Source organism: Paraburkholderia sp. SUR17 (assembly GCF_029536165.1).
In the GTDB taxonomy this organism is placed as follows: domain Bacteria; phylum Pseudomonadota; class Gammaproteobacteria; order Burkholderiales; family Burkholderiaceae; genus Paraburkholderia; species Paraburkholderia kururiensis.
On record NZ_CP120509.1, the window covers coordinates 2,203,196 to 2,224,366 of the forward strand.

Consider the following 21,171-nt stretch of genomic DNA (forward strand, 5'->3'; position numbering starts at 1 on the left):
AGGCAACCATGAACCGCCCCGCTCTTCGTGTTTCCCGCCGGCGCCGCACGCGTGGTGTCGCCACGGTCGAGTTCGCGCTCGTGCTGATTCCGCTGCTCATCATCGTGACGGGCATTGCCGAATTCGGCCGCGCCATCTATCAGTACGAGGCGCTCACCAAGGCAACGCGCGACGCGGCACGCTACCTGTCCACCCATCTGCCCACGGACCCCGCTTACCCGGTTGCGGCTGCCCAGTGCCTCGCGGTGTACGGCAGCACGACCTGCGGCTCGCAGGGCACGGAACTCGCGCCGGGGCTCACCACGTCGATGGTGGTGATCTGCGACGCGGCGCACACCGCGAATTGCAGCGATGCGTCGGACCCCGCGCAGTTCGCGAACGTGCCCACCTACGACACGAACAACGGCACGGCGAACCCGTCGTATCTGTCGGGCAGCATCAACCTCGTGGAAGTGAAGATCAAGGGCTACCCGTACCAACCCACGCCGGCGTTCTTCACGCTGCCGCCTATCACGTTCAGCAACATCGTCACGATCATGAGGCAGGTGTCATGAAAACGCGCGCCCCTTACATCACGCTTTCCGCCATGCGCTGCGCGAAACAGCGCGGGGCTACGAGCGTCGAGTTCGCGTTGATCTGCGCGATTCTCTTCACGCTGCTTATCGGCATCTGCGAGTTCGGGCGCGTGCTGTTCTACTGGAACACCGCGAGTGAAGCCGTGCGGCTCGGCGCGCGCACGGCCGTGGTCTGCGATGCGGGCGCAACCGTCGTGAAGACGCGCATTCAGTCGCTGCTGCCGCTGCTCGCCAGCTCCAAGGTCAACGTTGCCTATGCGCCGTCCGGCTGCGACTCCGACCCGTCCAGCGCGCGCAACAGCTGCACGATGGTCACCGTGAGCGTGACCAACCTCAGCGTGCAAACCATGATTCCGTTCGTTCCGTTGACGCTCTCCATGCCGCCGCTCACCACGACGCTGCCGCGCGAGAGTCTTGCGAGTTCAACGGGCGGCACCGTCTGTCAATAAATGCCTTCAACGCTACCAACGCCACCGGCGAGGTCCACCATCATGATGAATATCCTCGTTACCTCCGAAGACGCCGCGCGTCTCGCGCAGATCGCACGGCTCGCCGGCGACTGCGGCTTGTACCGCATCACGCGCGCAGCGGGCAAGCCTTCGCAGCTGGAAGGCCGGGCCGAGGGGCTCGACGCCTTCGACGCCCTGCTCGTGGACGCAGGCGCACTGCAAGCCGCGGAACTCGCCGTCATCGAGCGGCTTTGCCGCGAGCATCCGGGCCTCACCTGCATTCTGATTACAGCCGATGCTTCGCCGCAGACGTTGATCGAAGCCATGCGCGCCGGCGTGCGCGACGTGCTCGGCTGGCCGCTCGAACGGCAGACGCTTGCCGAAGCGCTCGAACGTGCCGCGGCACAACGTCCGGCACGCAGTGCAGGCGACGCGCACGACACGCAGTTCCTCTCGTTTATTTCCTGCAAAGGCGGTACGGGCACGAGCCTGATAGCGGGCAACGTCGCCTGGGAAATCGCGCAGATGCGCGACAAGCGCGTGCTGCTCGTGGACCTCAACCAGCAGTTCGGCGACGCCGCGTTTCTCGTCACCGACGAAACACCGCCCTCCACGCTGCCGCAGATGTGCGCACAGGTGGAGCGCATGGACGGCGCCTTTTTCGACGCAAGCGTGCTGCGCCTTTCGGAAAACTTCCACGTACTCGCGGGCGCGGGCGACCCGGTCAAGTCCGCCGAAATTCGCGAAGACGGACTCGAATGGATTCTTGGCGTGGCCGCGCCACGCTATGACTTCGTGATTCTGGATCTGGGCGTGTCCATCAACCGCCTCTCCATGATCGCGCTCGATCTCAGCGAGCAGATCCATCTCGTCCTGCAGGCAAACATGCCTCACGTGCGGGCTGCGCGCCGCCTGCAGGAAATTCTCGTCTCGCTCGGCTACCCCGTGGACCGCATGCGGCTGATCCTCAACCGCTACGCGCGTTCGGGCGAGCGCGCCCGCGCGGCACTGGAAGAAGTGCTGGGCCTGCGCGCGTGGCAGACCATTCCCGACGATGAGAGCGTGGTGACCGAGGCCATCAACCAGGGACTGCCCGTCTCGAAACTCGCGCGCAGCAGCAACGTGGCGCGCAGCCTGCAACGGTACGCCAACCAGATCGTGGAAGCCGCGCGACCCGGCAACCAAGCCGCGGCGCGAGGCGAACCGCTTTTTGCGCGCCTGCTCGGCCGCGGCGCGTCGCCCAGGGCAGCAACCAGCTTGCCGCCGAAGGCGACGCCGAAACTCAGAACCATGTAAGCCCGAATCGAGGAGACCGCCATGTCATTGCGTGACCATATTTCGCTCCAGCGTGTGGCACCCGTTGCAGGGTTGGCCGACGCGCCGCGCCCCCACAACGGTGCCGCCCGTGAAGCGTGGCAGAAACTGCGCCGCGAGATTCACCTCGCGGTACTGGACCGCGTGGAGCTGGAACGTCTTTCGCGTCTGCCTGCGGACCAGGTGCGCCAGGAAATTGCGACGCTGGTGAGCCGCATTCTGGACGAACAGAAGCTGCCCACCAACGACCTCGAGCGCAAGCAGCTTGCCATCGACGTGTACGACGAGATGTTCGGCTTCGGTCCGCTCGAAACGCTGCTGCGCGACCCGAGCATTTCGGACATCCTGGTGAACACGTATCAGCACACCTACGTGGAGCGCAACGGCCGGCTCGAACTCACAGATGTCACGTTCTACGACGACGCGCACCTCATGAAGGTGATCGAGAAGATCGTCTCGCGCGTGGGCCGGCGCATCGACGAATCGAGCCCGATGGTGGACGCGCGCCTGCCGGACGGCTCGCGCGTCAATGCCATCATTCCGCCTTCCGCAGTGGACGGACCGCTGCTTTCCATCCGGCGTTTTTCGGTCAATCCGCTGCAGGTGTCCGACCTCGTGCGGCTGCAAAGCCTCACGCCGCCCATTGCCGAGGTGCTCGAAGCCCTTGCGCGCGCGAAGGTCAACATTCTCGTTTCGGGCGGCACGGGCAGCGGCAAGACCACGCTGCTCAATATCCTTTCGGGATTCATTCCGGAATCCGAACGTATCGTGACGATCGAAGACGCGGCGGAACTGCAACTGCGTCAGCAGCATGTGCTGCGGCTCGAAACGCGGCCGCCCAACATTGAAGGTAAGGGCGAAATCACGCAGCGCACGCTGGTGCGCAACGCGTTGCGTATGCGTCCGGACCGCATCATCCTGGGCGAAGTGCGCGGCGCCGAAGCACTCGACATGCTCAACGCAATGAACACGGGTCACGAAGGGTCGCTCGCCACCATTCACGCGAACACCCCGCGCGATGCACTGACGCGCCTCGAAAACATGATCGGCCTGGTGGGCCTCGCGCTGCCGCCGAAGACTATGCGCCAGCAGATCGCTTCGGCCATCTCCGTGGTCGTACAGGCCGCGCGCCTCACCGACGGGCGCCGCAAGATCGTCAGCATTCAGGAGATCACCGGCATGGAAGGCGACATGATCAACATGCAGGAAATTTTCACGTTCAAACGCACGGGGCTCGACGCGAACGGAAACGTGCGGGGCTACTTCTGCGCAACGGGCGTACGGCCGAAATTCACCGAGCGGCTGCAGGCGTTCGGCATCAACTTGCCCGATGCGATCTACGATCCGTCGCGCCATTTCGAAACCGCGTGACCGAAGGAGCTTCGCATGGACCCGACCTTCTACGCTTTCGTCATCCTGCTGTTCGTCGCGGTAGTGCTCGCGTTCGAAGGCCTCTATCAATGGTGGAACAGCCGTCACGGTCCGGCCGCGCGGCGCATCGAAGCGCGTATTCGCGCGATGTCCGCCGGCGGGCAGGTGCACAAGGAGCAGCTTTCCATCCTCAAGGACCGCATGCTGAACGAGGCGCGTCCGTTCGACCGTCTGCTGCTGCGCGTGCCGCGCATCCACTCGCTCGACCTCGTGCTCCAGCAGTCGGGGCTCGGGTGGTCCGTGGCCAAACTCGCGGGCGTGTCGGTCGCCATGGCTTCCGTGGCGCTGGCCGTGACGTCGATCCTGCCCGTGCCGATGCTCTATGCCGTGCTCGCAGCGGCAGGCGCCGCGTTTCTGCCGTCGCTCTTCGTGATGCGCAAGCGCACGAAGCGGCTCGCGAAACTCGAACGTCAGTTGCCCGAAGTGTGCGACATGATTGCGCGCGCGCTGCGCTCAGGCCACGCCTTCACGAGCGCGATCGGCATGGTGAGCAGCGAGTTCGCCGAGCCGATGGGCGGTGAATTCCGCATCACGTTCGACGAGATCAATTACGGCGTCTCGCTTCAGGAAGCGCTCTTGAATCTCGCCGCACGCGTGCCGGTTCGCGACCTGCGCTACTTCGTGATCGCGGTGCTGATTCAACGCGAGACCGGCGGCAATCTGGCCGAACTGCTCGACAGCATTGGTAGCCTGATTCGCGAGCGCTTCAAGCTGTTCGACAAGATTCGCGTGCTTTCCGCGGAAGGCCGGCTTTCCGCCTGGATACTGGGCCTGCTGCCGTTCGGCACGGCGGCGCTGATGATGCTGGTGAACCCTTCCTTCCTCGAAATTCTCTGGAAGGATCCGGCGGGGCTGAAGCTCGTTGAAACGGTGCTGCTTTCGATGGTCTCCGGCGTGCTGTGGATGCGCCGCATCATCCGTATCCGTGTCTAGCGCGTTTCGCTGCGCGTTTGCCGTAACCGCTTGCTCAAGGAGTCGCCATGCAAACCCTCAATTCCACGCACCTGCTCTTGCTGGGCGGCGTGTTCGTTCTCGTGTTCGCCGCCGCGTTCGGCGCCATGCTCGTATTCGCGCCGCGCAGCATGGAGCGGCGGCTTGCTCAGGCGGGCGCGGCGCCGCAAGGTGGGGCGCCCGCGGCCGATATGCCGTCGGGCACGCCGGACTGGGTCGCGAAGCTTGCCGAGATCGCGCAGCCGGTCTCCAGGCTTTCGCTACCCAAAGACGGCTGGGAGAATTCGCCGCTGCGGCTCAAGCTCATGAACGCGGGATGGCGCACGCCGCACGCCGCGGGCATCTACCTTGCCGCCAAAACGCTGCTCGCGTTGGCCCTGCCCACCATCGCCACGCTCGTGCTGATCCACACGCCCCTCGCGCAAAAGCCCTATGGGCTCTCGGCGATGCTTGTAGTGCTCGGCGCGTTCGGCTATTACCTGCCGAACGGCGTGCTGTCGCGGCGCGTCGCAGCGCGGCAGCGTGTGATCTTCGAAGACTTCCCCGACGCGCTCGATCTGCTGACCGTATGCGTGGAAGCGGGCCTGGGCCTGGATGCCGCGCTCATCAAGGTGGCCGAGGAACTGCGCCACCGCAGCAAGGTGGTGGCGGACGAACTGGAACTCACGCTGCTTGAAATGCGTTCGGGCTTCACGCGCGAAACGGCGCTGCGCAATCTCGCGCTGCGCACGGGTGTGGAAGACATCGATTCGTTCTGCACAATGCTGATTCAGGCCGAACGCTTCGGCACGAGCGTGGCGGATTCGCTTCGCGTGCTCTCCGACATGCTGCGCACGCGCCGCCGCATGCGCGCCGAGGAACGTGCGGCGAAGATCGCGCTGAAGCTGCTGTTTCCGCTGATCTTCTGCATTTTTCCGGCGCTGCTGACGGTGCTGTTGGGGCCGGCGTTTATCAATATTTATCGTGTGTTGTTGCCTACGTTGACGGGGCAGTGAGGGGCACGATTGGGGATGGCGACCTGACCTTGACTATGCCGTTGAGTGGGCGGTCTGGGGCGCCTTCGATCCGGTCCGGGAGAAGCTTGTCTGCCGTTGATGACCGCTATGCCGCCTGGATGGCGTTGCCCGTGTTGCTGGTCATCCCATGGCGCACCCCGTGATGCCGTCCTGGTGCGACGGCAGACTGTGGCCTGGCTGCCCGAAGGTGACCGCTCCTTCGATGCAGACGCCGCTGCGCCTGCAACGCTATATGACGTACGCGAAGGCCGGCTGACCTGCTGACGGCCCGGAACCCGCGCGACGCGACGCCGTAGAATACGCTCCCGGGCATCCCGCGACCGTTCGCGGGACGAAAGCGAGAGCACAACAATGACTGTACTGAACCGTTACATGCGCGCTGCTGGCATGCTGCTTCCCGCCGTGTTGCTGGCGGCATGTGCCACGTCAGGAGGCGAGCGGGCCTACCATCCTGAAACGGACGCACGGGTGCGCGTCTACTGGGGGCCGGTCGTCTACTTCCACTTCGATACGGCATGCGTGCCTTCCGACAATGCGCCGGGACGCAAGGGCAAGACCGTGCTGGTCTCGAAGCCGGGCCTGTCCGCACTAAGAAACAAGACCGTCGGCATGCCCCTGCCGCCGGATGCGGGGCGCTATTACAAGGAATATGTTGTCCCCGCGAACCAGCCGCTGACCATCACGGCCCGCTTCTCCTCGCAGTCGGTGATGGGCAACACGATGTACGTCAGCACCACGCCCGACGGCGCCGGCACATTTGTGCCGGCAGCGGGCCGCGATTACGAGGTACTGGTCGACGGAAGCGCGAATACCCCGCAGGTGCAGGTCCGGCAACTGCATGACGGGGGCGGAGCGGTGACCACTACGCCGGTCGCTGTCTCGTCGGCGCCCGATTGCCGTTAGCTGTGGAGGTCTTTCTTCCGGGAACCGGCAGCTTTCCGATAATGGCAAACACGAGGGCCGCCAGGAAGCATACGAACTCCCACGAGTCAATCTGCCCGATTACGCATCCAGTCCGCGATTTCGAAGAACGATTGATGCAACCGCTCTCGCAGCATCCCCGGCAGGCCGGTTTGTTCCATCGCCATCGCCATGCATTTGACCCATTGATCGCGGTCTGCCGACGCAATGGCATAGGGTAGATGCTGTGACCGCAGGCATGGATGGCCGAAACGGCTAACGTAATGGTCCGGGCCGCCGAGCCAGCCGCACAGGAACCAGAACAGCTTGTCCCGCGTGTCGTCGAGCGTGGGCGGATGCATGGCGCGAAGCTCTGCGAACTCGGGTTCAAGGTCCATCAGGTCATAGAACCGGTCGACAAGTTGGCGCACACGCGCCTCGCCTCCAGCAAGATCGAAGGCCGTTATCTGTCGTGGGTCTTTGTCCGATATGTCTGTCATTTGCGAAATCCATGTGGAAAAGGCAGAAGCGATGGAGCGGGCTTCGTGCATGCCGGCGGCAACGCTATTGATGTCGACCATCGCGGCGCGCCCCGCTCGATCACGCAGTACGTCCGCCTCTATGGCGACGCTGAGCCGCGAAGTCGGGACAGTGGTTGAACCGACTTCGCGGCGTTTCCGTGAGGCGAACACGTGAGCTCCGCAGCATCTCCCCCGCCGCACGTCAGTATCTGGCGTCCGCCGGCTTGCCTCCTTGAGGCCAGTCATGAACCTTGGCAGCAAAGTCGGGACGGGGCTGTTGCGTGAAATACGCAGCCACGTCGAGCGCGTCCTGATCACTCAGGCCGCCTTGCCCCAAGGGGAATTCGTTGCGTGTCCCGATCGGCATGTTGTGCCGGACGAACGCGGCGGCGGTGTAGAGCCTCGCCATGCCGGCCCCGATGTTGAACGACGCGTCGCCCCATAGCGGGGGATAGACGTCGCGGCCATCGGGCGCCTTTGTTCCTTCGCCGTTTGCGCCGTGACACGACGCGCATTGCGCCGAATACACTTCCTTGCCGTGAACCATGTTGGGCTTCAGGTTCCGGTTGAACTCGCCCACGCCGCGTCCGGGTATCTTTTCCTTTGGCTGGGCTGCGCCCTTCATCCAGTCGAACCACGCCAGCATGGCCTTCATGTCCGCCGAATCAAGAGGCAGCGGTTTGCCGTTCATCGAGCGCAGCATGCAGCCGTTGATACGGTCGGCCAGCGTAATGACCTTGCCGGCACGCGCGGCATAGCTGGGAAACTGGGCGGAAAGACCCACGAACGGCGAGGCATCCGCAACCGTGCCCGCGTTGAGGTGGCAGCTCGCACAGTTGAGCGAGTTGCCGACGTTGCGTGGCAGCTGCGCTTTCGTGTCGACCATCAGCTGCATTCCGCGCGCGAGCTGTGCGGCGTTCTGCTGGTCGAGCATCGCGGCGAAACGCGGTGTCTGGAAGGTCGCCGGCGTGTCGGTCTTCAACGCCAGTTCGCGGCGAAGCTTCCCGACGGCGGACGCGCTCACGGGAACGCGCTGTCCTCCCCAGGTCGTGCGCGCGAACGTCAGGATGTCCGCCAGTTCCTCGTCGGAGAGCCTGTCGAACGCCGGCATCGTATAGACCCGTGGATGGGCTGCCGTCTGCGGCGTCTGCCATCCGGTCAGTACCACGTGAATGGAGGAAACCGGGTCGGCGGAAAGCAGTGCCGTGTTGCGGGACAGTGGCGGGAACACCGGCGCGAAGCCGCGGCCATCGGTCTGATGGCAGGAGGCGCAGAACTGCAGGTATCCGAGGCCGCCTCGGGTGGTCAGAAGCCCGGCCGGTTGCGCGTGCGCCGTCTGCGCTACGGGGCCGCCGTCTGCGCGTCCGGCCGCCGGTTTGCCGGACAGCGACACGAGATACGTTGCGATGGCGTTCAGATCCGCATCGCTCATGTATTGCGTGCTGTGATGAACGACGTCACCCATGCCGCCCGCTGCGTCACCGTAGCGGTTCTGGCCGGTCTTGAGCAAGGTGACGAGATCGCGGGTCGTCCACAGGTTACGCAGATTGACGGCATGCCACGAGTCGACCGTCGCGCCGGACAGGAATGCGCTGCCGTTGCTACCCGCGTCGGATAGCGCCTTTTCCTGAAACCCGATGCCACGCGGCGTATGACACGCGCCGCAATGGCCGGCGCCCTGCACGAGATACGCCCCCCGGTTCCATTCGGTGCTGCGCTGCGGGTCGGGCACGTAGGGCGCGCTGTCCAGGAACAGCCAGTTCCATGCGGCGAGTGTCCAGCGCATGTTGAACGGCCAGGGGATGCCGGTTGGCCGGTTGGGCTGGCTGACCGGCTCGACGCCCTGCTTCAGGTAGGCAAACAGCGCATGCATATCCTCGTCGTTCATCCTCGCGTACGACGGATAGGGCATCGCAGGGTAGAGGTAATGGTTGTCGGCGGCGATGCCTTTTCGCATGACCCGCTCGAATTGGGCAAAGGTGTAGCGGCCTATGCCGGTCGCGTCGTCGGGCGTGATGTTGGTCGAATACACGGCACCCAGCGGGGTCATCAGCGGCAACCCTCCGGCCAGGGGTTTCCCGTTCGGGGCCGTATGACAGGCAACGCAATCGCCGAGGCGCGCGACGTACGCGCCGCGTGCGACGAGGTCTGCGTCCGGCCCCTTCGGTGCATCGGCCTGGGCGGCGAGCGCGTAGTGGACGCCCATCGCCAGGGCGGCGACGATCCAGCGCGAAAATTTTCGTTGTTTCATCTTGTACGGGTTCCCTGGTCGCACCGCGTGTGACGGCTGTGCCCGTCGTTCTTGTCCGGAGCGCTACGCGGCTTCGATGCACCGGCGTGGAGGCTCGCGTCTTTACAGCCGCTTCACGCGAGTCCAGCCGCTGCGGTGTTCGAACGGTGATTTGTCGGCCGCAGGACGCCTTCGCTTATTCCATAGTTGAATAAGCAAATTTCGGCGGGAAATATAGGACGCCCATTCCGGCTGTGTCAATGCAGACGGGCAGTGCACATGACGTATGCCGGTCTCCTTGACTGCGGGTGGTGTTCGGTCACTCGCGAATGCGGAGGCGCCGGATGCGCGCTCAAGGTCTCAGGCAGGGCTGACGGGTCGCAGCGGTTGTGGTTGGCGTCGCCACGCTCGTGGCATTTCGTCGCATCTCCGTTGCGGATCGACGCAAACGACGGCACGTCGCGCCTATGCCGACTACGCCGTGTTTTGTGAGCGACGCCGTGTGCGGGGCGCACATCATCAGGAATGTCGCAGGAAGCTCCCGGCCTTGCGCTCCAGCAGCGCAATCAGTTCGGGCTGCATGAAGGCGTATTTGTCGGGGATGTCGAGACAGACGATTCTTTTGCCCACGATTCTCCCTGAGAGAATCCGGAGCTTGCGGATCTTCGCGAGCTGGGCGAGCGCGTCCGTATCAGGTCCACGATGTACTCGTGGCAGCAACGCTCTGGGGATGTTCGCCATAACATCGGCCACGCGCTGCGATGGCACGTGGCCCGCGGTTCGTCGTTGCATCCACCATGCGTGAATGACAACGCCTACGCCAATCGCAAATCCCACAACACATCAAGTACGTGTTGCGTGGAACGCTCAACGTGCCCCGCACGGTGCGCAATACCGAGCCGACGCCACAACGCCGGGCGCAGCGGACGCATGGCAATGCGCTCGTCGGGCATGGGCGTAGTGGCCTCGTGGGGCAACAGCGCTGCGCCGTAACCTGCCGCTACCAGACTCTTGATCGCATCGTTGTAGTTGAGCTGGATGCGCGGCGCAGGATGGTGCCCTGCGGTCGCGAACCACTCCACCGTCAGACGCGAAAGGCGCGTGGTCGCGTCATTGAGAATGAGAGGTCGAGCGGCGAGCCACTCAGGGGTGATACGGGCCGGACACCGCCACTGCGCTGGCACAAAGGCCATCACAGGGTCGCGGCGCCAGGGCTTTATCACGAGTCCAGCCACGGGTGGCTGAGGCAACGCGATCAACCCGACATCCAGCGTTCCATCCACCAGCCGGGACAGGGTTTCCTGCGAAGTGAGCACTGCAATCTGAATGTCGATGGCGGGATGGTGCTCGCGCAGGACCTCGAGCGCTTGCGGCAGCAGGTGGGCGATCACGCCTGTCGACGCGCCGAGACGCGCACGCCCTTCGAGTCCCGCTACCTGGCGTTGAATATCGTCTAACGCCTGCTCCGCGTCGGCCAGCAGTCGGCGCGCGCGCTCTACCAGCACCTCGCCTATGGGCGTCGGCCCCACCTGTCCGCGCTTGCGTAACAGGAGTGGCGCGCCAATGCGGTCTTCGAGTTCAGCGATGTGGAGGCTGACTGTGGGCGGCGCCAGGTTCAATGCACGCGCCGCATCGACAAATGAACCCCGATCGGCAACGGCAATCAGGGTGCGCAAACGGTCCAGGCTGATTTCTCGCATGTTGCCGTCCAGATTCAGAGGAACTGAATGTTCACGTCATGAAATTCAACTTTCCCTATTCTAGACGTCCGCGCAACATAGGGGCTCGATTTGCCTTTTTATAACCCACAGTCAGCGGAGTCACCCACGTATGAGCGCCCCCATAGTTTTCATCGACGGCGACCAGGGCACCACCGGGCTGCAAATCCATGACCGGCTGCGCGACCGCACCGACATCAGATTGCTCACACTTGCCGCTGCGGAGCGCAAAGACTCGCGGCGCCGCGCAGAAGCCATCAACGCCTGCGACATCGCCATGCTTTGTTTGCCCGATGCCGCCGCGCGCGAGGCAGTGGCCGCCATCGTCAATCCTGCCGTCCGCGTTATCGACGCAAGCTCCGCCCATCGCACGCAGCCGGACTGGACTTACGGTTTCCCGGAAATGTCGCCGGAGCAGGCTGGGCACATTGCGAGCGCACGTCGGGTCACCAATCCCGGTTGCTATCCGACTGGTGCAGTTGGTCTGCTGCGCCCATTGATGCAGGCAGGGCTCATACCGGGCAATTACCCGATCAGCATCCACGCGGTATCCGGCTATTCCGGACGGGGACGTGCAGGCGTGGAGGAACACGAGGGGCCGGGCGCGGCCAACGCGCCTTCATACCAGGTCTATGGTCTGGAACTCGCGCACAAGCACGCGCCGGAGATCCAGCAGCACGCCTTGCTTGCGCAACGTCCCATTTTCGTCCCTGCGTATGGAGCGTTCCGCCAGGGCATCGTGCTGACGGTGCCGCTGGCGCTGCGGCTGCTGGCGCCCGGCGTGGAGGGGGCCACGTTACACGCCTGTCTCGCACGTCACTATGCCGAGGCGGCCCACGTGCGTGTCTTGCCGCTGCACGAATCGGGCGGCCTGGCGCCCCTGGATCCGCAAGCGCTGAACGGTACGAACGACATGCACCTGGGCGTGTTTCCCAACATGGAGCACGGGCATGTCCTCCTGTCCGCGGTGTTCGACAATCTCGGCAAGGGAGCATCCGGTGCCGCGGTTCAGAACCTCAACCTCATGCTCACGCAGCAATAGTGGCCGATGGTTCGCGCTAACTGGCTGGCTAGGGGTCGATGCAAGCCGATCGTATCGGGCAGAGGTCGGCCGCAAGCAAAGATCCGCTCGACAGCATCGCCGAAGTCGTCGGCAATCGGTGGCGTTGCGAGGCAACCTCTTACAACGCAAATCGCGCGCCTCGATGTATTCCTTCGCTCTCGGACCGCTTACGCTGGATTTCGACGCAGCACCGACCATGGTGCCCTGCTATCTCGACGGGCGACCGCCGGTTGGATTGGGCTAGTGTTCGTATTCGTCCTTCATCGTGAGGCAATTCGGTCAGGCAGACGATCAACCCAGCCAGGTTGTTCACGGATGCATGTCCGCTTCCGGCGAAGACGAGCGTCCCTTGTGGACAGCCAAACGCCTCCAAAAATCACGCCCCTTCCCTCGCCCCCACCCGCACCGATCCCCACAACATCCGATACAGCATCCACACCCCCAGCGCCCCGCTCGCCAGCGCCCACAGCCGCCATGGCGCCATCCAGTCCGCCGTGGCCGCGTTCCATTCGCGCGCCCCGAGATACACGGCAGACGTCACCACCGCGACGTTGTAAAACGCGTGCAACAGCATGCAGGGCAGCAGCGAACGCGTGCGTCGGTAGAGCGCGCCGTTCACGCAGCCCAGCACGAAGCCCACCATGAACTGGTACACGTTGAGGTGCGCAAGTCCGAACACGGCAGCCGAATGCACGATAGCGACGCCAGGCGGGTATTGCCGCAGGAAGCTGCGCAGGATGATGCCGCGAAACAGCATCTCCTCGACGATGGGCGCAATCACGCAGACCAGCGCCAGCGTGCCGAGTCCGCCTTTCATGAATTGCTCGCTGCCCGCCTGCATGGTTGGGCTCATCGGAAACAGCAATACGACCAGCATCTGCAGCAGGTTGCACACGAGCAGCAGACCCGGCGCGAGCAGCAGGATGGGCAGTGTGAAGAGCGCAAACGTGGCCGTCCACGAACTGCCGTTCTCGTGCAGCAATTCACGGTAGGTCGCCTTGCTGTGATGCAGCAGCACAGTGAAGCCCATTCCATAGGCGAGCACGCGGCCGATGCTGTAGATCGCCATGGGTTGTAGCCCCGCGCTGCGGCCCGGCTGCGCGATGATCGCGTTGACCAGCATCTCCCCGAAGTACAACGCGACCAGCACAAAGAACGCTTCCAGCAGGTTCGGAAAGCAATATTGGTGTTGTGGCGGCTTCATGGCTTCATGGTCCGTGATGTTCGAAGCTGTTGCGCGCTACGCGCGAAATGCGCGTCCCCGTCGGGGTTATCGTCAATACGGCTGCAAAACCTTAGTGCGTCGCACTTCGGGCCGCGAGCGGCGGCTCGGGCAGCACTCGGCATCGCATTGCTCCGCATCGCATAAAACAGCACGCCAGCAACGCCACTTCCTCCCACACCGAATCCCGTCACGCCGCTGCCACAGGCGCCCTGCACGATGGAAAGCGTTGATACGCGCAGGAACGGGCTGGCCGCACCGCACGCCCGCACGCCAGCGCGCTTGCAAGGGCCTTACATCGTCCACGGAGGAGGCTGCCATGCCCGCATCGAACTCACCGAACGCACAAGACGCACTCAACGCGCTACACAAAAACCAGAGCACCTTCGCGAAGGCAGGCGTGCTTTCAGTGCGCACCGGCCTCAGCTGGCGTACCGCCGCGGCGCCGGCCCAGCACGCCATCGTCGTCACGGCCCAGCCCGATCACGTCGCCGCCCTGCGCGCGCACTTGCCCGCCACGCTCGACAACATCCCCGTCGACGTGCGCGCGGCCAATCCGATGGAACAAATGCGCGCGCTCGACCCCGCGCGTTATCTGGCCCTCGCGGAAGCGCGCCAGGAGCTTCGGCAACCCGACTTTGACGGCGAGATTTTCTTCGACGGCAAAGGCAACGCCGCGCCGCAGCACCCCGCCCCGCTCACGGCGTTCTTCGCCGCGCGCGCTCACAAGCCGCAAGAGCCCTACACCCCTGCGCCAGGCGCGAGTCTCGATGAAGTGACGGCGCCCGTCACGCTCGTGCTGCACGCGAGCCCCGACGCCGGCTGGGCGCAGCTCTCGAATTTCCTCGCGGGCGTTCGCGAGAATCTCGTGGTGGGCATGTACGACTTCACGTCCGCACACGTGCTCTCGGCCGTCGAAGCCGCACTCGCGGGCGGCAAGACGATGACGCTCACGCTCGACCACCCTGCGAAAAATCACACGGCGGATCAGACCGACGAAGAGACGCAAGCCGACCTGCACGAGTCGCTCGGCGACCATTTCAACGGCACCTGGGCGCTCACGAATTCGGACCCGAAGGCGCCTGTGTGGATCTATCCGAACGCGTATCACATCAAGGTCGCGGTGCGCGAAGACGACACGTTCTGGCTCTCGTCGGGCAACTGGAACAACAGCAACCAGCCGGAGATTGATCTCTCGGACCCGGCCGCAGCCCGCAAGATCGCCGCGAATAGCGATCGCGACTGGCACGTCATTGCCACCAGCGACAAACTGGCCGCCACGTTCCGCGCGTTTTTACAGCACGACTACGACGTGGCGAGCGAAGCCATCGCGCAGGCCGCAACGACAAGCGCCGGCGTAGCGGCACGCATGGCGATGCTCAACGAAGGCGTTCCGCCCGGGATGCTCGAGATGTTCGCCGCCGGCAAGGCTCCGCGCGAATTCTTCGCGCCGCGCACGCTCGCGGACACCGTCCGCATCCAGCCGCTGCTCACGCCGGACAACTACCACGCGCACGTCAAGGCGCTCATCGACTCCGCGCAACAGACGTTCTATATGCAGACGCAGTACATCCACCCGAGCGGCCACGCCGGGGACGAAGACCACGACGCGCTGATCGCGGCAGTCAAAACACTCGTAGATAAAGGGCTCGACGTGCGCCTCATCACGAGCCAGTACCAGACCGACGCCTGGGTGGAAAAGCTCGCGAATGCCGGCGTGCCCCCCTCCGTGCTGCGACGTCAGGCGAATGTGCACAACAAGGGCATCGTGGTGGACGGCAGCACGGTCATGGTGAGCAGCCAGAACTGGTCCGCGGACGGCACGCTGAGAAACCGCGACGCGGGGCTCATCATCCACCACGCCGAGGCTGCCGCCTATTTCCAGCAGATCTTCCTGCACGACTGGGCCAACCTCGCCTCGCCGGTGGCAAGCTGACGGATCTGGCGAGCGAAACGTCAACCCTCATGTTTTTCCGGCTGCGGCCGTTAACCGTGCATCAGCATTCGTACGGATACGGCCTCGCATGGCAAGCAGCGAGGCAGAGCACCGCCACGCCGGATGACGCCTTCCCCCTCAGTTCTCGTTTCGCTGCTGTTCGCGCTCTGCGGTGCACTGCTGCCCGTGCGCGGCGCCGCCGCCGTGTCGGAGCCAGGGTCTTCGACGCAACCCGGCGCCCCGCTCAACGAGCGCATCGTCATGGTGCCGGTGCAGTCGTCGCCGCCTGTGCGGCTGCAGGTCACGCTGTACATGCCCGGGCGGGGCGGCCCGTTTCCGCTCGCGCTCGTCAATCACGGCGCTTCGCACGACCCGGCCAATGCGCCGCGCGTCGCCGACGAATTCATCCCGTATTACTTCCTCTCGCGCGGCTATGCCGTTGCCATGCCGATGATGCGCGGCTACGCGGGCTCCGAAGGCCAGTTGGTGCCGCACGGCTGCGACGTGACGGCGATCGGGCTCGACGCCGCGCGCGACATCTGCAAGGTGCTCGACGACGTGAAAGACCTGCCCGGCATCGACGCGTCACGCATCGTCGTGGCTGGCAAGAGCATGGGCGGCTGGAACACGCTCGCGTTCGGCTCGCTGAATCCGCCTGACGTGAAGGGCCTGCTCAACTTCGCGGGCGGCGTGAAGGAGTCCGACTGCCGCTCGCCGGATGCAAGCCTCGTCGCCGCCGCAGCGCAACTGGGAGCACGCACGAAACTGCCTTCCATGTGGTTCTACGGCGACAACGATCAGACCTTCGCCACGCCCACATGGCAGGCCATGTTCCGCCAATACACGGCGAACGGCGGCCGCGCGCAACTGGTGGACTACGGCCCCTTCCAGAAAGACGCGCACGCAATGACGGCTTCCGGCGCGGGCTTGCCGCTATGGGTGCAAAAGGCCGACGCGTTTCTTGCGAGCATCGGCATGCCGGGCCGCGAGGTGAACCCCGAGTATCTTCCGGGGCGTGGTCCGCACGCCACGTCCTACGCCGACATCGGCGATCTCAGCGCGGTGCCCTATCTGGACGACGCGCAGAAGGAGACGCTCTATCGCGGCTTTCTCGCGGCGCCGTTGCCGCGCGCGATCGCCATTGGCATCACCAGCGGCGCATGGGCGTCGGGCGGTTTCGATGCCAGCGAGGCCGCGATGAAGCGATGCTGGGCCGTCACGCAGTATTGCCGGCTCTACGCCGTGGACAACGCAGTGGTGTGGCCGCGCGACGTGTCCGCCCCGCCGCGCACGAACTTCGCTGCGCTCGCCAATGCGAACGCGGTGCCGTATCTCTCCGCCAAAGGGCGCGCCGCCTACGCGGACTTTCTCAAGGCACGCCGGCCACGTGCGTTTGCGATTGCGCCCGATGGCGCATGGGGCACGGCGTCGGGGCTCGATGCGCTCTCGTCCGCGCTCGTGCAGTGCGCGGCGGGCCATACCGGCTGCCGCCTCTACGCCGTGGATAGCGATGTGGTCTGGAGCACGAACCGCTGAGCATGGATCGTTGAACGCGATGCCTCTCACTCGGAATGCCTGCACGACTTCACGCCAGCAATCGCTTCGAGCCGCTCGCACACGGCCTGGAATTCGCCTTCGGTAACGCGCGAAAAAGCGATGGATACGTCATCGAGATCGGGGTCGTCTTCCGACTGCTGGACGATGAACTGCTTGACCCGCACGCTGCCCGTGTCGAGCACGCTGTGAATGGTATCGAGCGAAATGCTGCCGCGCTCCACCACCAGTTCGATGCTGCGTCGCTGCCGCACCGAAATGAAGCGTCGTTCCAACGGTTTGACGCCCGCGAGAATGGCAAGGATGATGACCGTCGCGCCCACCGAGGCGGTGTACATGCCGCCGCCCACCGCGAGCCCGATGCCCGCAACGGACCACAAGCTCGCCGCCGTCGTGAGCCCGCGCACGATCTCGCCACGCAGCAGAATGGACCCGGCGCCCAGAAAGCCGATGCCGGAAACCACCTGCGCGGCGACCCGCGACGGGTCGAGCACGACGTCCTTCTGGCCGAGTACGTCGGCAAAACCGAACGCCGACACCAGCATGATCAACGCGGAGCCCACGCACACCAGCATGTGCGTGCGCAGGCCCGCGGCCCAGTTGAGTCGTTCGCGCTCGAAGCCGATGACACTGCCGAGCAGCGCCGCAAGCAGCAGGCGCGATAACAGTTCGATGTTGCCGATCATGTGCGGACACCCCAGGTCATGGCAATGGGGGCATGGTACGGCAGCAAGCCCTACCTTGCAGGCCATTTACATGCTGCATGGCCTCTGCACCGCAGCATGCGGGCGCCCATACGGTTACGCGAGCGCGACCACCGCAATCTCCACGAGCAGATGCGGCGCGGCCAGCTTCGCCTCCACCGTGGCGCGCGTGGGTGCACAACCTTCGGGCACCCATGCGTCCCACACTTCATTCATGCCCGCGAAGTCGCGCTCGATGTTGGCGAGCCACACCTGCGCGGAAACGAGCTGCGTCTTGTCGATGCGGGCTTTGGCGAGAAAGCCGTCGATTTTCTCCAGCACCTTCGCGGTCTGGACCTTGACGTCAGGCGCGGGATCGGCCGACGTCTGGCCGCCGATGAACACGAGCCCCGCGGCCTTCACCACGCGGCTCATACGCTGATTGGTTTCGATACGAACGATATCGGACATACGCTTGTGCGCTCCTTCGCCGTGACGGCGAGACGAGAGGTTGAACGAAGCCGCGCCGGGAATACGAGGTGAAGCGGTGGCGCGGCGAACAGTAGCGTGCTGCGTCGCAAAGGAGCGCGGCGCAGCACGCATGAGAAAGGATTGAAAGAGGATTGAAAAGGCGACCCGTCTACCGCTCAATGCGCGGCGACGTGGGCATTGGCACCTTCAACCTCTGCAGACGCAGGCGCCGCCGCATCGAAGCGATCGATCCTGAACGCGTCCAGCGGCAACGACGCCTCGCCGTCCAGCATCAGTTCGGACACCAGACGTCCGCAGCCCGGCCCCAGCTGAAAGCCGCTGCCGCAATAGCCGAACGAGTAGTAGAGGTTCGACGCGGTACGGCTTGCCGAGATGACCGGCAGCGAATCGTCCGTGAACGCTTCCACGCCGGCCCACGCGCGGTTGATGCCCAGATGCCTCAAGTGCGGAAACAGGTCCACCACGGTCTGCGCGCTCTTCACGAGCCTCAGAAAGTCCACTTCGCCGTGGCGCCCCGGCAGATCTGCGATACCGATCAGCTTGCCGCCAATCACCACGGTACCGTTGTCGAACTGCTTGAACGACAGCGGCCGGCCTGTGGCGCCCAGCGTCGCGCGGCAGAACGGCGCCACGCGATGCGTGACCATCAGCATGAGCCCTTCGGGATGCACGGGCACTGGCTCGCCCGCCTGCCGCGCCAGTTCGCCCGACCACGCACCGGCCGCCACCAGCAGCTTCTGCGCCGCGAACACACCGCGCGCGGTGTGAGCCATCCAGCGCGATCCGCGCGGCTCGATGCGCGTCACGGGCGTGCCTTCGTGAAAGCGCACGCCGTGGCGTTGCGCCGCGAGACGAAACGCGGTTGTGGTGCGAAACGGCAACGCGTAACCGTCGCGCTCCACCCAGATGCCGCCCGTCACGTGCTTTGCGAGCGCGGGCTCCAAGGCGAGCACAGTCTCGCGATCCACGATCTTCTCGTGCGTGAAGCCGTGCGCTTCGAGCAAGGCCACGCGCTCGCGGCATTCATCGAGTTCGGCGTCGGTCTCGGCAATCTTCAGTTGCCCTGAGGGAACGAAGCCGCCGTCGTCGCCCACGGTGTCGCGCAGCGCATGCCAGATCTCGCGCGACATGAGCGCAAGCGGAATCTCGGGCAACGGCCGGCCCAAGGTACGCACGCCACCCGCATTCACGCCCGACGAATGGCGTGCCACGTAGTCGGCTTCCAGCACGATCACACTCGCACCGCGTCGTGCGAGGTGAAACGCGCTGCTCGTGCCGTGCAAGCCGCCGCCGATCACGAGGACGTCGGCTTCCTCCACGACGTTCGCAGCAAGAGCAATGGCGTCATTCACCGGCAAGCTCTCCCAGCGTAAGCGGCTTGATAGGCGGACGAATGCGGTAGTAGCCCACTTCCTCGGGCGACACCTTGCGCGCATCCGCGATGACCTCGGTCACGGTGAGCCCGCACATGCGCCCCTGGCACGGCCCCATGCCGCAGCGGCCGAACGACTTCGCCTGGTTCGGGCCCACGCAGCCCAGCGCCACGAAGCCGCGCAGCTCGCCCGCCGTCACTTCCTCGCAGCGGCAGACCACGGTGCTGTCCGCGGGAATGCGGTTCGCGTCGCGTGGCCGGTAGAGGCTGTCGAGGAACGGACGAATGCGCATCACACGTTCCAGCGCCGCGCGATGCACGGCGGCCTCGCGGTCGCGCGTAGCGGTATCGATGGCACCCAGTTGCGCCGTAGCGGCAAGCGCCGCGAGCGTGCCCTGCTCCGCCGCGGCCTGCGCGCCGCCAATGCCGGCGCCGTCGCCCGCCACGAAGATGCCGGGCACGTCGAGTTCGCCCCATGCGTCCACCTGCGGGGTGAAGCAGAGTTGCGCGTCGTTCCAGCGATGCGTTGCTCGCAACGCCTGCGTGAATTGCGTATTGGGCACCACGCCCTGATGCAGCAGAATCACGTCGGCTTCGATGCGATGCGTGTGCCCCTGGCTCGTGAACGAAAGCGCTGTGGCACGCTGCACGCCGTTACTGTCCGCTTTGCCCTCCACGCTGAGGTTGTCCGCAGCTTCGTAGATGGGCACGCGCGCCTCGCGCAGCGTGCGGATCAGGTGCAGGCCCTTGCTGAGAAACGGCCACGCGCGCAGCGCCGAGAGCAGATGCCGCTTCGCGCGCCAACGGTCCTCGTGCCGCGTCGTATCGACGAGCGCGCGAATGGGCACGCCTGCACGTACGTACTGCCAGCCGAGCAGGTACAGCAGCGGTCCGCAGCCCGCAAGCACAGGCGCCGAAGCAGGCACCTCGCCCGCGCTCTTCAGCAGGATCTGCGCCGCGCCCGCCGTCATGACGCCGGGCAGCGTCCAGCCCGGAATGGGAAACGGCCGCTCCAGCGCACCGCTCGCGAGAATCACGCGCTTCGCCTCGAAGCTGCCCACCTTGCCGTCCTTCAAGTAGTGGACCGCGTGCTCGCGCGTGACCTGCCACACCGACGCATTCGCCACGTGCCGCGCGCCCGATTGCGCAAACGCATCGGCAATCGACGCACCGGCTGCGTAGTCGGGGCCCAGAATCTCTTTGCGCTGCGCGTCGGCGCGGCCAATGGCGCGATAGATCTGGCCGCCCACGGCGTCTTGCTCGTCGAGCAGCACCACCGAAAGGCCCGCACGCGCCGCGCGCGTGGCCGCGCTCATGCCCGCGGGACCGGCGCCCACTACGACGACGTCGACGTTTTCCGAAGCGAAATCAGCGGCCATGAACGGTCTCCGGCAAGTCGGCATTCACGGGCGGCAAATCGCGCGCGCCTTCCTGGGAGCGGATGCGCATGCCGTCCTTCACTTCCACCATGCAGCTTTGGCGGCTGGGCACGCCGTCTATTTCCACGAGGCATTCGAAGCACGCGCCCATCATGCAGTACGGCGCACGCGGCGAACCCGAGACAGGCGTCGCGCGAAACCGCGACACGCCCGCCGCGAGCAGCGCGGCGGCCACGGACCGACCCGTGGGCACGGCAAGCGGCTGGTCGTTGAACCAGATGCGCGCGAGCGCGGTTTCGTGCGTTGCGCCTTCGGCCGGCAGCGGCTTGAACAGCGGATAAGCAGTTTGAGAAGTCATGTCGGTT

General features: G+C 65.0%; 20 protein-coding genes. 10 read left to right on the plus strand and 10 right to left on the minus strand.

What is annotated here, in order from left to right:
* Positions 1–8 precede the first annotated feature (8 nt).
* The 7 genes from P2869_RS27140 (at position 9) to P2869_RS27170 (ending at position 6,639) form a co-directional block, all read left to right on the plus strand.
* Positions 9–554 carry a TadE/TadG family type IV pilus assembly protein gene (locus P2869_RS27140; RefSeq protein ID WP_277598519.1) on the plus strand — a complete coding sequence of 182 codons (546 nt, stop codon included), beginning with the start codon at positions 9–11 and terminating at the stop codon, positions 552–554.
* On the plus strand, positions 551–1,024 hold the full coding sequence (locus P2869_RS27145; RefSeq protein ID WP_277598520.1) for a TadE/TadG family type IV pilus assembly protein: 474 nt from the start codon (positions 551–553) through the stop codon (positions 1,022–1,024). Before P2869_RS27140 ends, P2869_RS27145 begins: the two co-directional genes overlap by 4 nt.
* A gap of 42 nt (positions 1,025–1,066) precedes the next feature.
* The gene (locus P2869_RS27150) at positions 1,067–2,320 is read left to right on the plus strand and encodes an AAA family ATPase (RefSeq protein WP_277598521.1); all 1,254 of its coding nucleotides are present in this window, start codon (positions 1,067–1,069) and stop codon (positions 2,318–2,320) included.
* Between the two features lie 21 nt (positions 2,321–2,341).
* Entirely contained in the window at positions 2,342–3,709 is a 1,368-nt protein-coding gene (locus P2869_RS27155; RefSeq protein WP_017775226.1) for a CpaF family protein, read from the plus strand.
* A 15-nt stretch (positions 3,710–3,724) separates the two neighbouring features.
* A complete protein-coding gene (locus tag P2869_RS27160; protein WP_199540751.1) occupies positions 3,725–4,702 on the plus strand; it encodes a type II secretion system F family protein in 978 nt (325 codons plus the stop codon).
* A 47-nt stretch (positions 4,703–4,749) separates the two neighbouring features.
* Positions 4,750–5,715: a type II secretion system F family protein gene (locus P2869_RS27165; RefSeq protein ID WP_126879109.1), complete on the plus strand. Its 966-nt coding sequence runs from the start codon at positions 4,750–4,752 to the stop codon at positions 5,713–5,715.
* 372 nt (positions 5,716–6,087) lie between these two features.
* Positions 6,088–6,639 carry a hypothetical protein gene (locus P2869_RS27170; RefSeq protein ID WP_156125729.1) on the plus strand — a complete coding sequence of 184 codons (552 nt, stop codon included), beginning with the start codon at positions 6,088–6,090 and terminating at the stop codon, positions 6,637–6,639.
* Positions 6,640–6,725: 86 nt separating this feature from the next.
* Here the strand turns inward: P2869_RS27170 and P2869_RS27175 are convergent, their stop codons facing one another.
* From P2869_RS27175 to P2869_RS27190, 4 genes are all read right to left on the minus strand, one after another.
* Positions 6,726–7,136 carry a group II truncated hemoglobin gene (locus P2869_RS27175; RefSeq protein WP_126879180.1) on the minus strand — a complete coding sequence of 137 codons (411 nt, stop codon included), beginning with the start codon at positions 7,134–7,136 and terminating at the stop codon, positions 6,726–6,728.
* A gap of 223 nt (positions 7,137–7,359) precedes the next feature.
* Positions 7,360–9,408, minus strand: a complete 2,049-nt coding sequence (locus P2869_RS27180) for a c-type cytochrome (protein ID WP_277598522.1) — start codon at positions 9,406–9,408, stop codon at positions 7,360–7,362.
* Positions 9,409–9,906: 498 nt separating this feature from the next.
* The gene (locus P2869_RS27185; protein ID WP_277598523.1) at positions 9,907–10,179 is read right to left on the minus strand and encodes a hypothetical protein; all 273 of its coding nucleotides are present in this window, start codon (positions 10,177–10,179) and stop codon (positions 9,907–9,909) included.
* Between the two features lie 23 nt (positions 10,180–10,202).
* Positions 10,203–11,087 (minus strand): LysR family transcriptional regulator, encoded by an 885-nt coding sequence (locus P2869_RS27190; RefSeq protein WP_277598524.1) that lies wholly within the window; start codon positions 11,085–11,087, stop codon positions 10,203–10,205.
* Positions 11,088–11,217: 130 nt separating this feature from the next.
* On the opposite strand from P2869_RS27190, the gene argC reads away from it, so the two are divergent.
* Complete coding sequence (gene argC / locus P2869_RS27195) at positions 11,218–12,147, plus strand: N-acetyl-gamma-glutamyl-phosphate reductase (protein ID WP_277598525.1); 930 nt, start codon at positions 11,218–11,220, stop codon at positions 12,145–12,147.
* A gap of 397 nt (positions 12,148–12,544) precedes the next feature.
* On the opposite strand, the gene P2869_RS27200 is transcribed toward argC, so the two are convergent.
* On the minus strand, positions 12,545–13,372 hold the full coding sequence (locus tag P2869_RS27200; protein WP_277598526.1) for a type II CAAX endopeptidase family protein: 828 nt from the start codon (positions 13,370–13,372) through the stop codon (positions 12,545–12,547).
* Between the two features lie 337 nt (positions 13,373–13,709).
* On the opposite strand from P2869_RS27200, the gene P2869_RS27205 reads away from it, so the two are divergent.
* Positions 13,710–15,326: a phospholipase D-like domain-containing protein gene (locus P2869_RS27205; RefSeq protein ID WP_277598527.1), complete on the plus strand. Its 1,617-nt coding sequence runs from the start codon at positions 13,710–13,712 to the stop codon at positions 15,324–15,326.
* Between the two features lie 123 nt (positions 15,327–15,449).
* The gene (locus tag P2869_RS27210; protein ID WP_277598528.1) at positions 15,450–16,862 is read left to right on the plus strand and encodes a CocE/NonD family hydrolase; all 1,413 of its coding nucleotides are present in this window, start codon (positions 15,450–15,452) and stop codon (positions 16,860–16,862) included.
* Between the two features lie 26 nt (positions 16,863–16,888).
* On the opposite strand, the gene P2869_RS27215 is transcribed toward P2869_RS27210, so the two are convergent.
* From P2869_RS27215 to P2869_RS27235, 5 genes are all read right to left on the minus strand, one after another.
* Positions 16,889–17,566 carry an MgtC/SapB family protein gene (locus P2869_RS27215; RefSeq protein WP_277598529.1) on the minus strand — a complete coding sequence of 226 codons (678 nt, stop codon included), beginning with the start codon at positions 17,564–17,566 and terminating at the stop codon, positions 16,889–16,891.
* A 114-nt stretch (positions 17,567–17,680) separates the two neighbouring features.
* Complete coding sequence (locus P2869_RS27220; protein ID WP_277598530.1) at positions 17,681–18,034, minus strand: RidA family protein; 354 nt, start codon at positions 18,032–18,034, stop codon at positions 17,681–17,683.
* Between the two features lie 176 nt (positions 18,035–18,210).
* Positions 18,211–19,407: an FAD-binding oxidoreductase gene (locus P2869_RS27225; RefSeq protein WP_277598531.1), complete on the minus strand. Its 1,197-nt coding sequence runs from the start codon at positions 19,405–19,407 to the stop codon at positions 18,211–18,213.
* Positions 19,400–20,806, minus strand: a complete 1,407-nt coding sequence (locus P2869_RS27230; RefSeq protein WP_277598532.1) for an NAD(P)/FAD-dependent oxidoreductase — start codon at positions 20,804–20,806, stop codon at positions 19,400–19,402. The genes P2869_RS27225 and P2869_RS27230 overlap by 8 nt, the downstream gene beginning before the upstream one ends.
* Positions 20,796–21,164 (minus strand): (2Fe-2S)-binding protein, encoded by a 369-nt coding sequence (locus P2869_RS27235; RefSeq protein WP_277598533.1) that lies wholly within the window; start codon positions 21,162–21,164, stop codon positions 20,796–20,798. Before P2869_RS27235 ends, P2869_RS27230 begins: the two co-directional genes overlap by 11 nt.
* Positions 21,165–21,171 lie beyond the last annotated feature (7 nt).

What these genes read in the sequence shown, in the direction of transcription:
- P2869_RS27210 (WP_277598528.1), top strand. Translation starts at nt 15,450, where the DNA reads ATGACGCCTTCCCCCTCAGTTCTCGTTTCGCTGCTGTTCGCGCTCTGC.
- P2869_RS27220 (WP_277598530.1), bottom strand. Translation starts at nt 18,034, where the DNA reads ATGTCCGATATCGTTCGTATCGAAACCAATCAGCGTATGAGCCGCGTG.
- P2869_RS27170 (WP_156125729.1), top strand. Translation starts at nt 6,088, where the DNA reads ATGACTGTACTGAACCGTTACATGCGCGCTGCTGGCATGCTGCTTCCC.
- P2869_RS27175 (WP_126879180.1), bottom strand. Translation starts at nt 7,136, where the DNA reads ATGACAGACATATCGGACAAAGACCCACGACAGATAACGGCCTTCGAT.
- P2869_RS27155 (WP_017775226.1), top strand. Translation starts at nt 2,342, where the DNA reads ATGTCATTGCGTGACCATATTTCGCTCCAGCGTGTGGCACCCGTTGCA.
- P2869_RS27180 (WP_277598522.1), bottom strand. Translation starts at nt 9,408, where the DNA reads ATGAAACAACGAAAATTTTCGCGCTGGATCGTCGCCGCCCTGGCGATG.
- P2869_RS27185 (WP_277598523.1), bottom strand. Translation starts at nt 10,179, where the DNA reads ATGCAACGACGAACCGCGGGCCACGTGCCATCGCAGCGCGTGGCCGAT.
- P2869_RS27215 (WP_277598529.1), bottom strand. Translation starts at nt 17,566, where the DNA reads ATGATCGGCAACATCGAACTGTTATCGCGCCTGCTGCTTGCGGCGCTG.
- argC (WP_277598525.1), top strand. Translation starts at nt 11,218, where the DNA reads ATGAGCGCCCCCATAGTTTTCATCGACGGCGACCAGGGCACCACCGGG.
- P2869_RS27165 (WP_126879109.1), top strand. Translation starts at nt 4,750, where the DNA reads ATGCAAACCCTCAATTCCACGCACCTGCTCTTGCTGGGCGGCGTGTTC.
- P2869_RS27140 (WP_277598519.1), top strand. Translation starts at nt 9, where the DNA reads ATGAACCGCCCCGCTCTTCGTGTTTCCCGCCGGCGCCGCACGCGTGGT.
- P2869_RS27200 (WP_277598526.1), bottom strand. Translation starts at nt 13,372, where the DNA reads ATGAAGCCGCCACAACACCAATATTGCTTTCCGAACCTGCTGGAAGCG.
- P2869_RS27160 (WP_199540751.1), top strand. Translation starts at nt 3,725, where the DNA reads ATGGACCCGACCTTCTACGCTTTCGTCATCCTGCTGTTCGTCGCGGTA.
- P2869_RS27235 (WP_277598533.1), bottom strand. Translation starts at nt 21,164, where the DNA reads ATGACTTCTCAAACTGCTTATCCGCTGTTCAAGCCGCTGCCGGCCGAA.
- P2869_RS27205 (WP_277598527.1), top strand. Translation starts at nt 13,710, where the DNA reads ATGCCCGCATCGAACTCACCGAACGCACAAGACGCACTCAACGCGCTA.
- P2869_RS27150 (WP_277598521.1), top strand. Translation starts at nt 1,067, where the DNA reads ATGATGAATATCCTCGTTACCTCCGAAGACGCCGCGCGTCTCGCGCAG.
- P2869_RS27230 (WP_277598532.1), bottom strand. Translation starts at nt 20,806, where the DNA reads ATGGCCGCTGATTTCGCTTCGGAAAACGTCGACGTCGTCGTAGTGGGC.
- P2869_RS27190 (WP_277598524.1), bottom strand. Translation starts at nt 11,087, where the DNA reads ATGCGAGAAATCAGCCTGGACCGTTTGCGCACCCTGATTGCCGTTGCC.
- P2869_RS27145 (WP_277598520.1), top strand. Translation starts at nt 551, where the DNA reads ATGAAAACGCGCGCCCCTTACATCACGCTTTCCGCCATGCGCTGCGCG.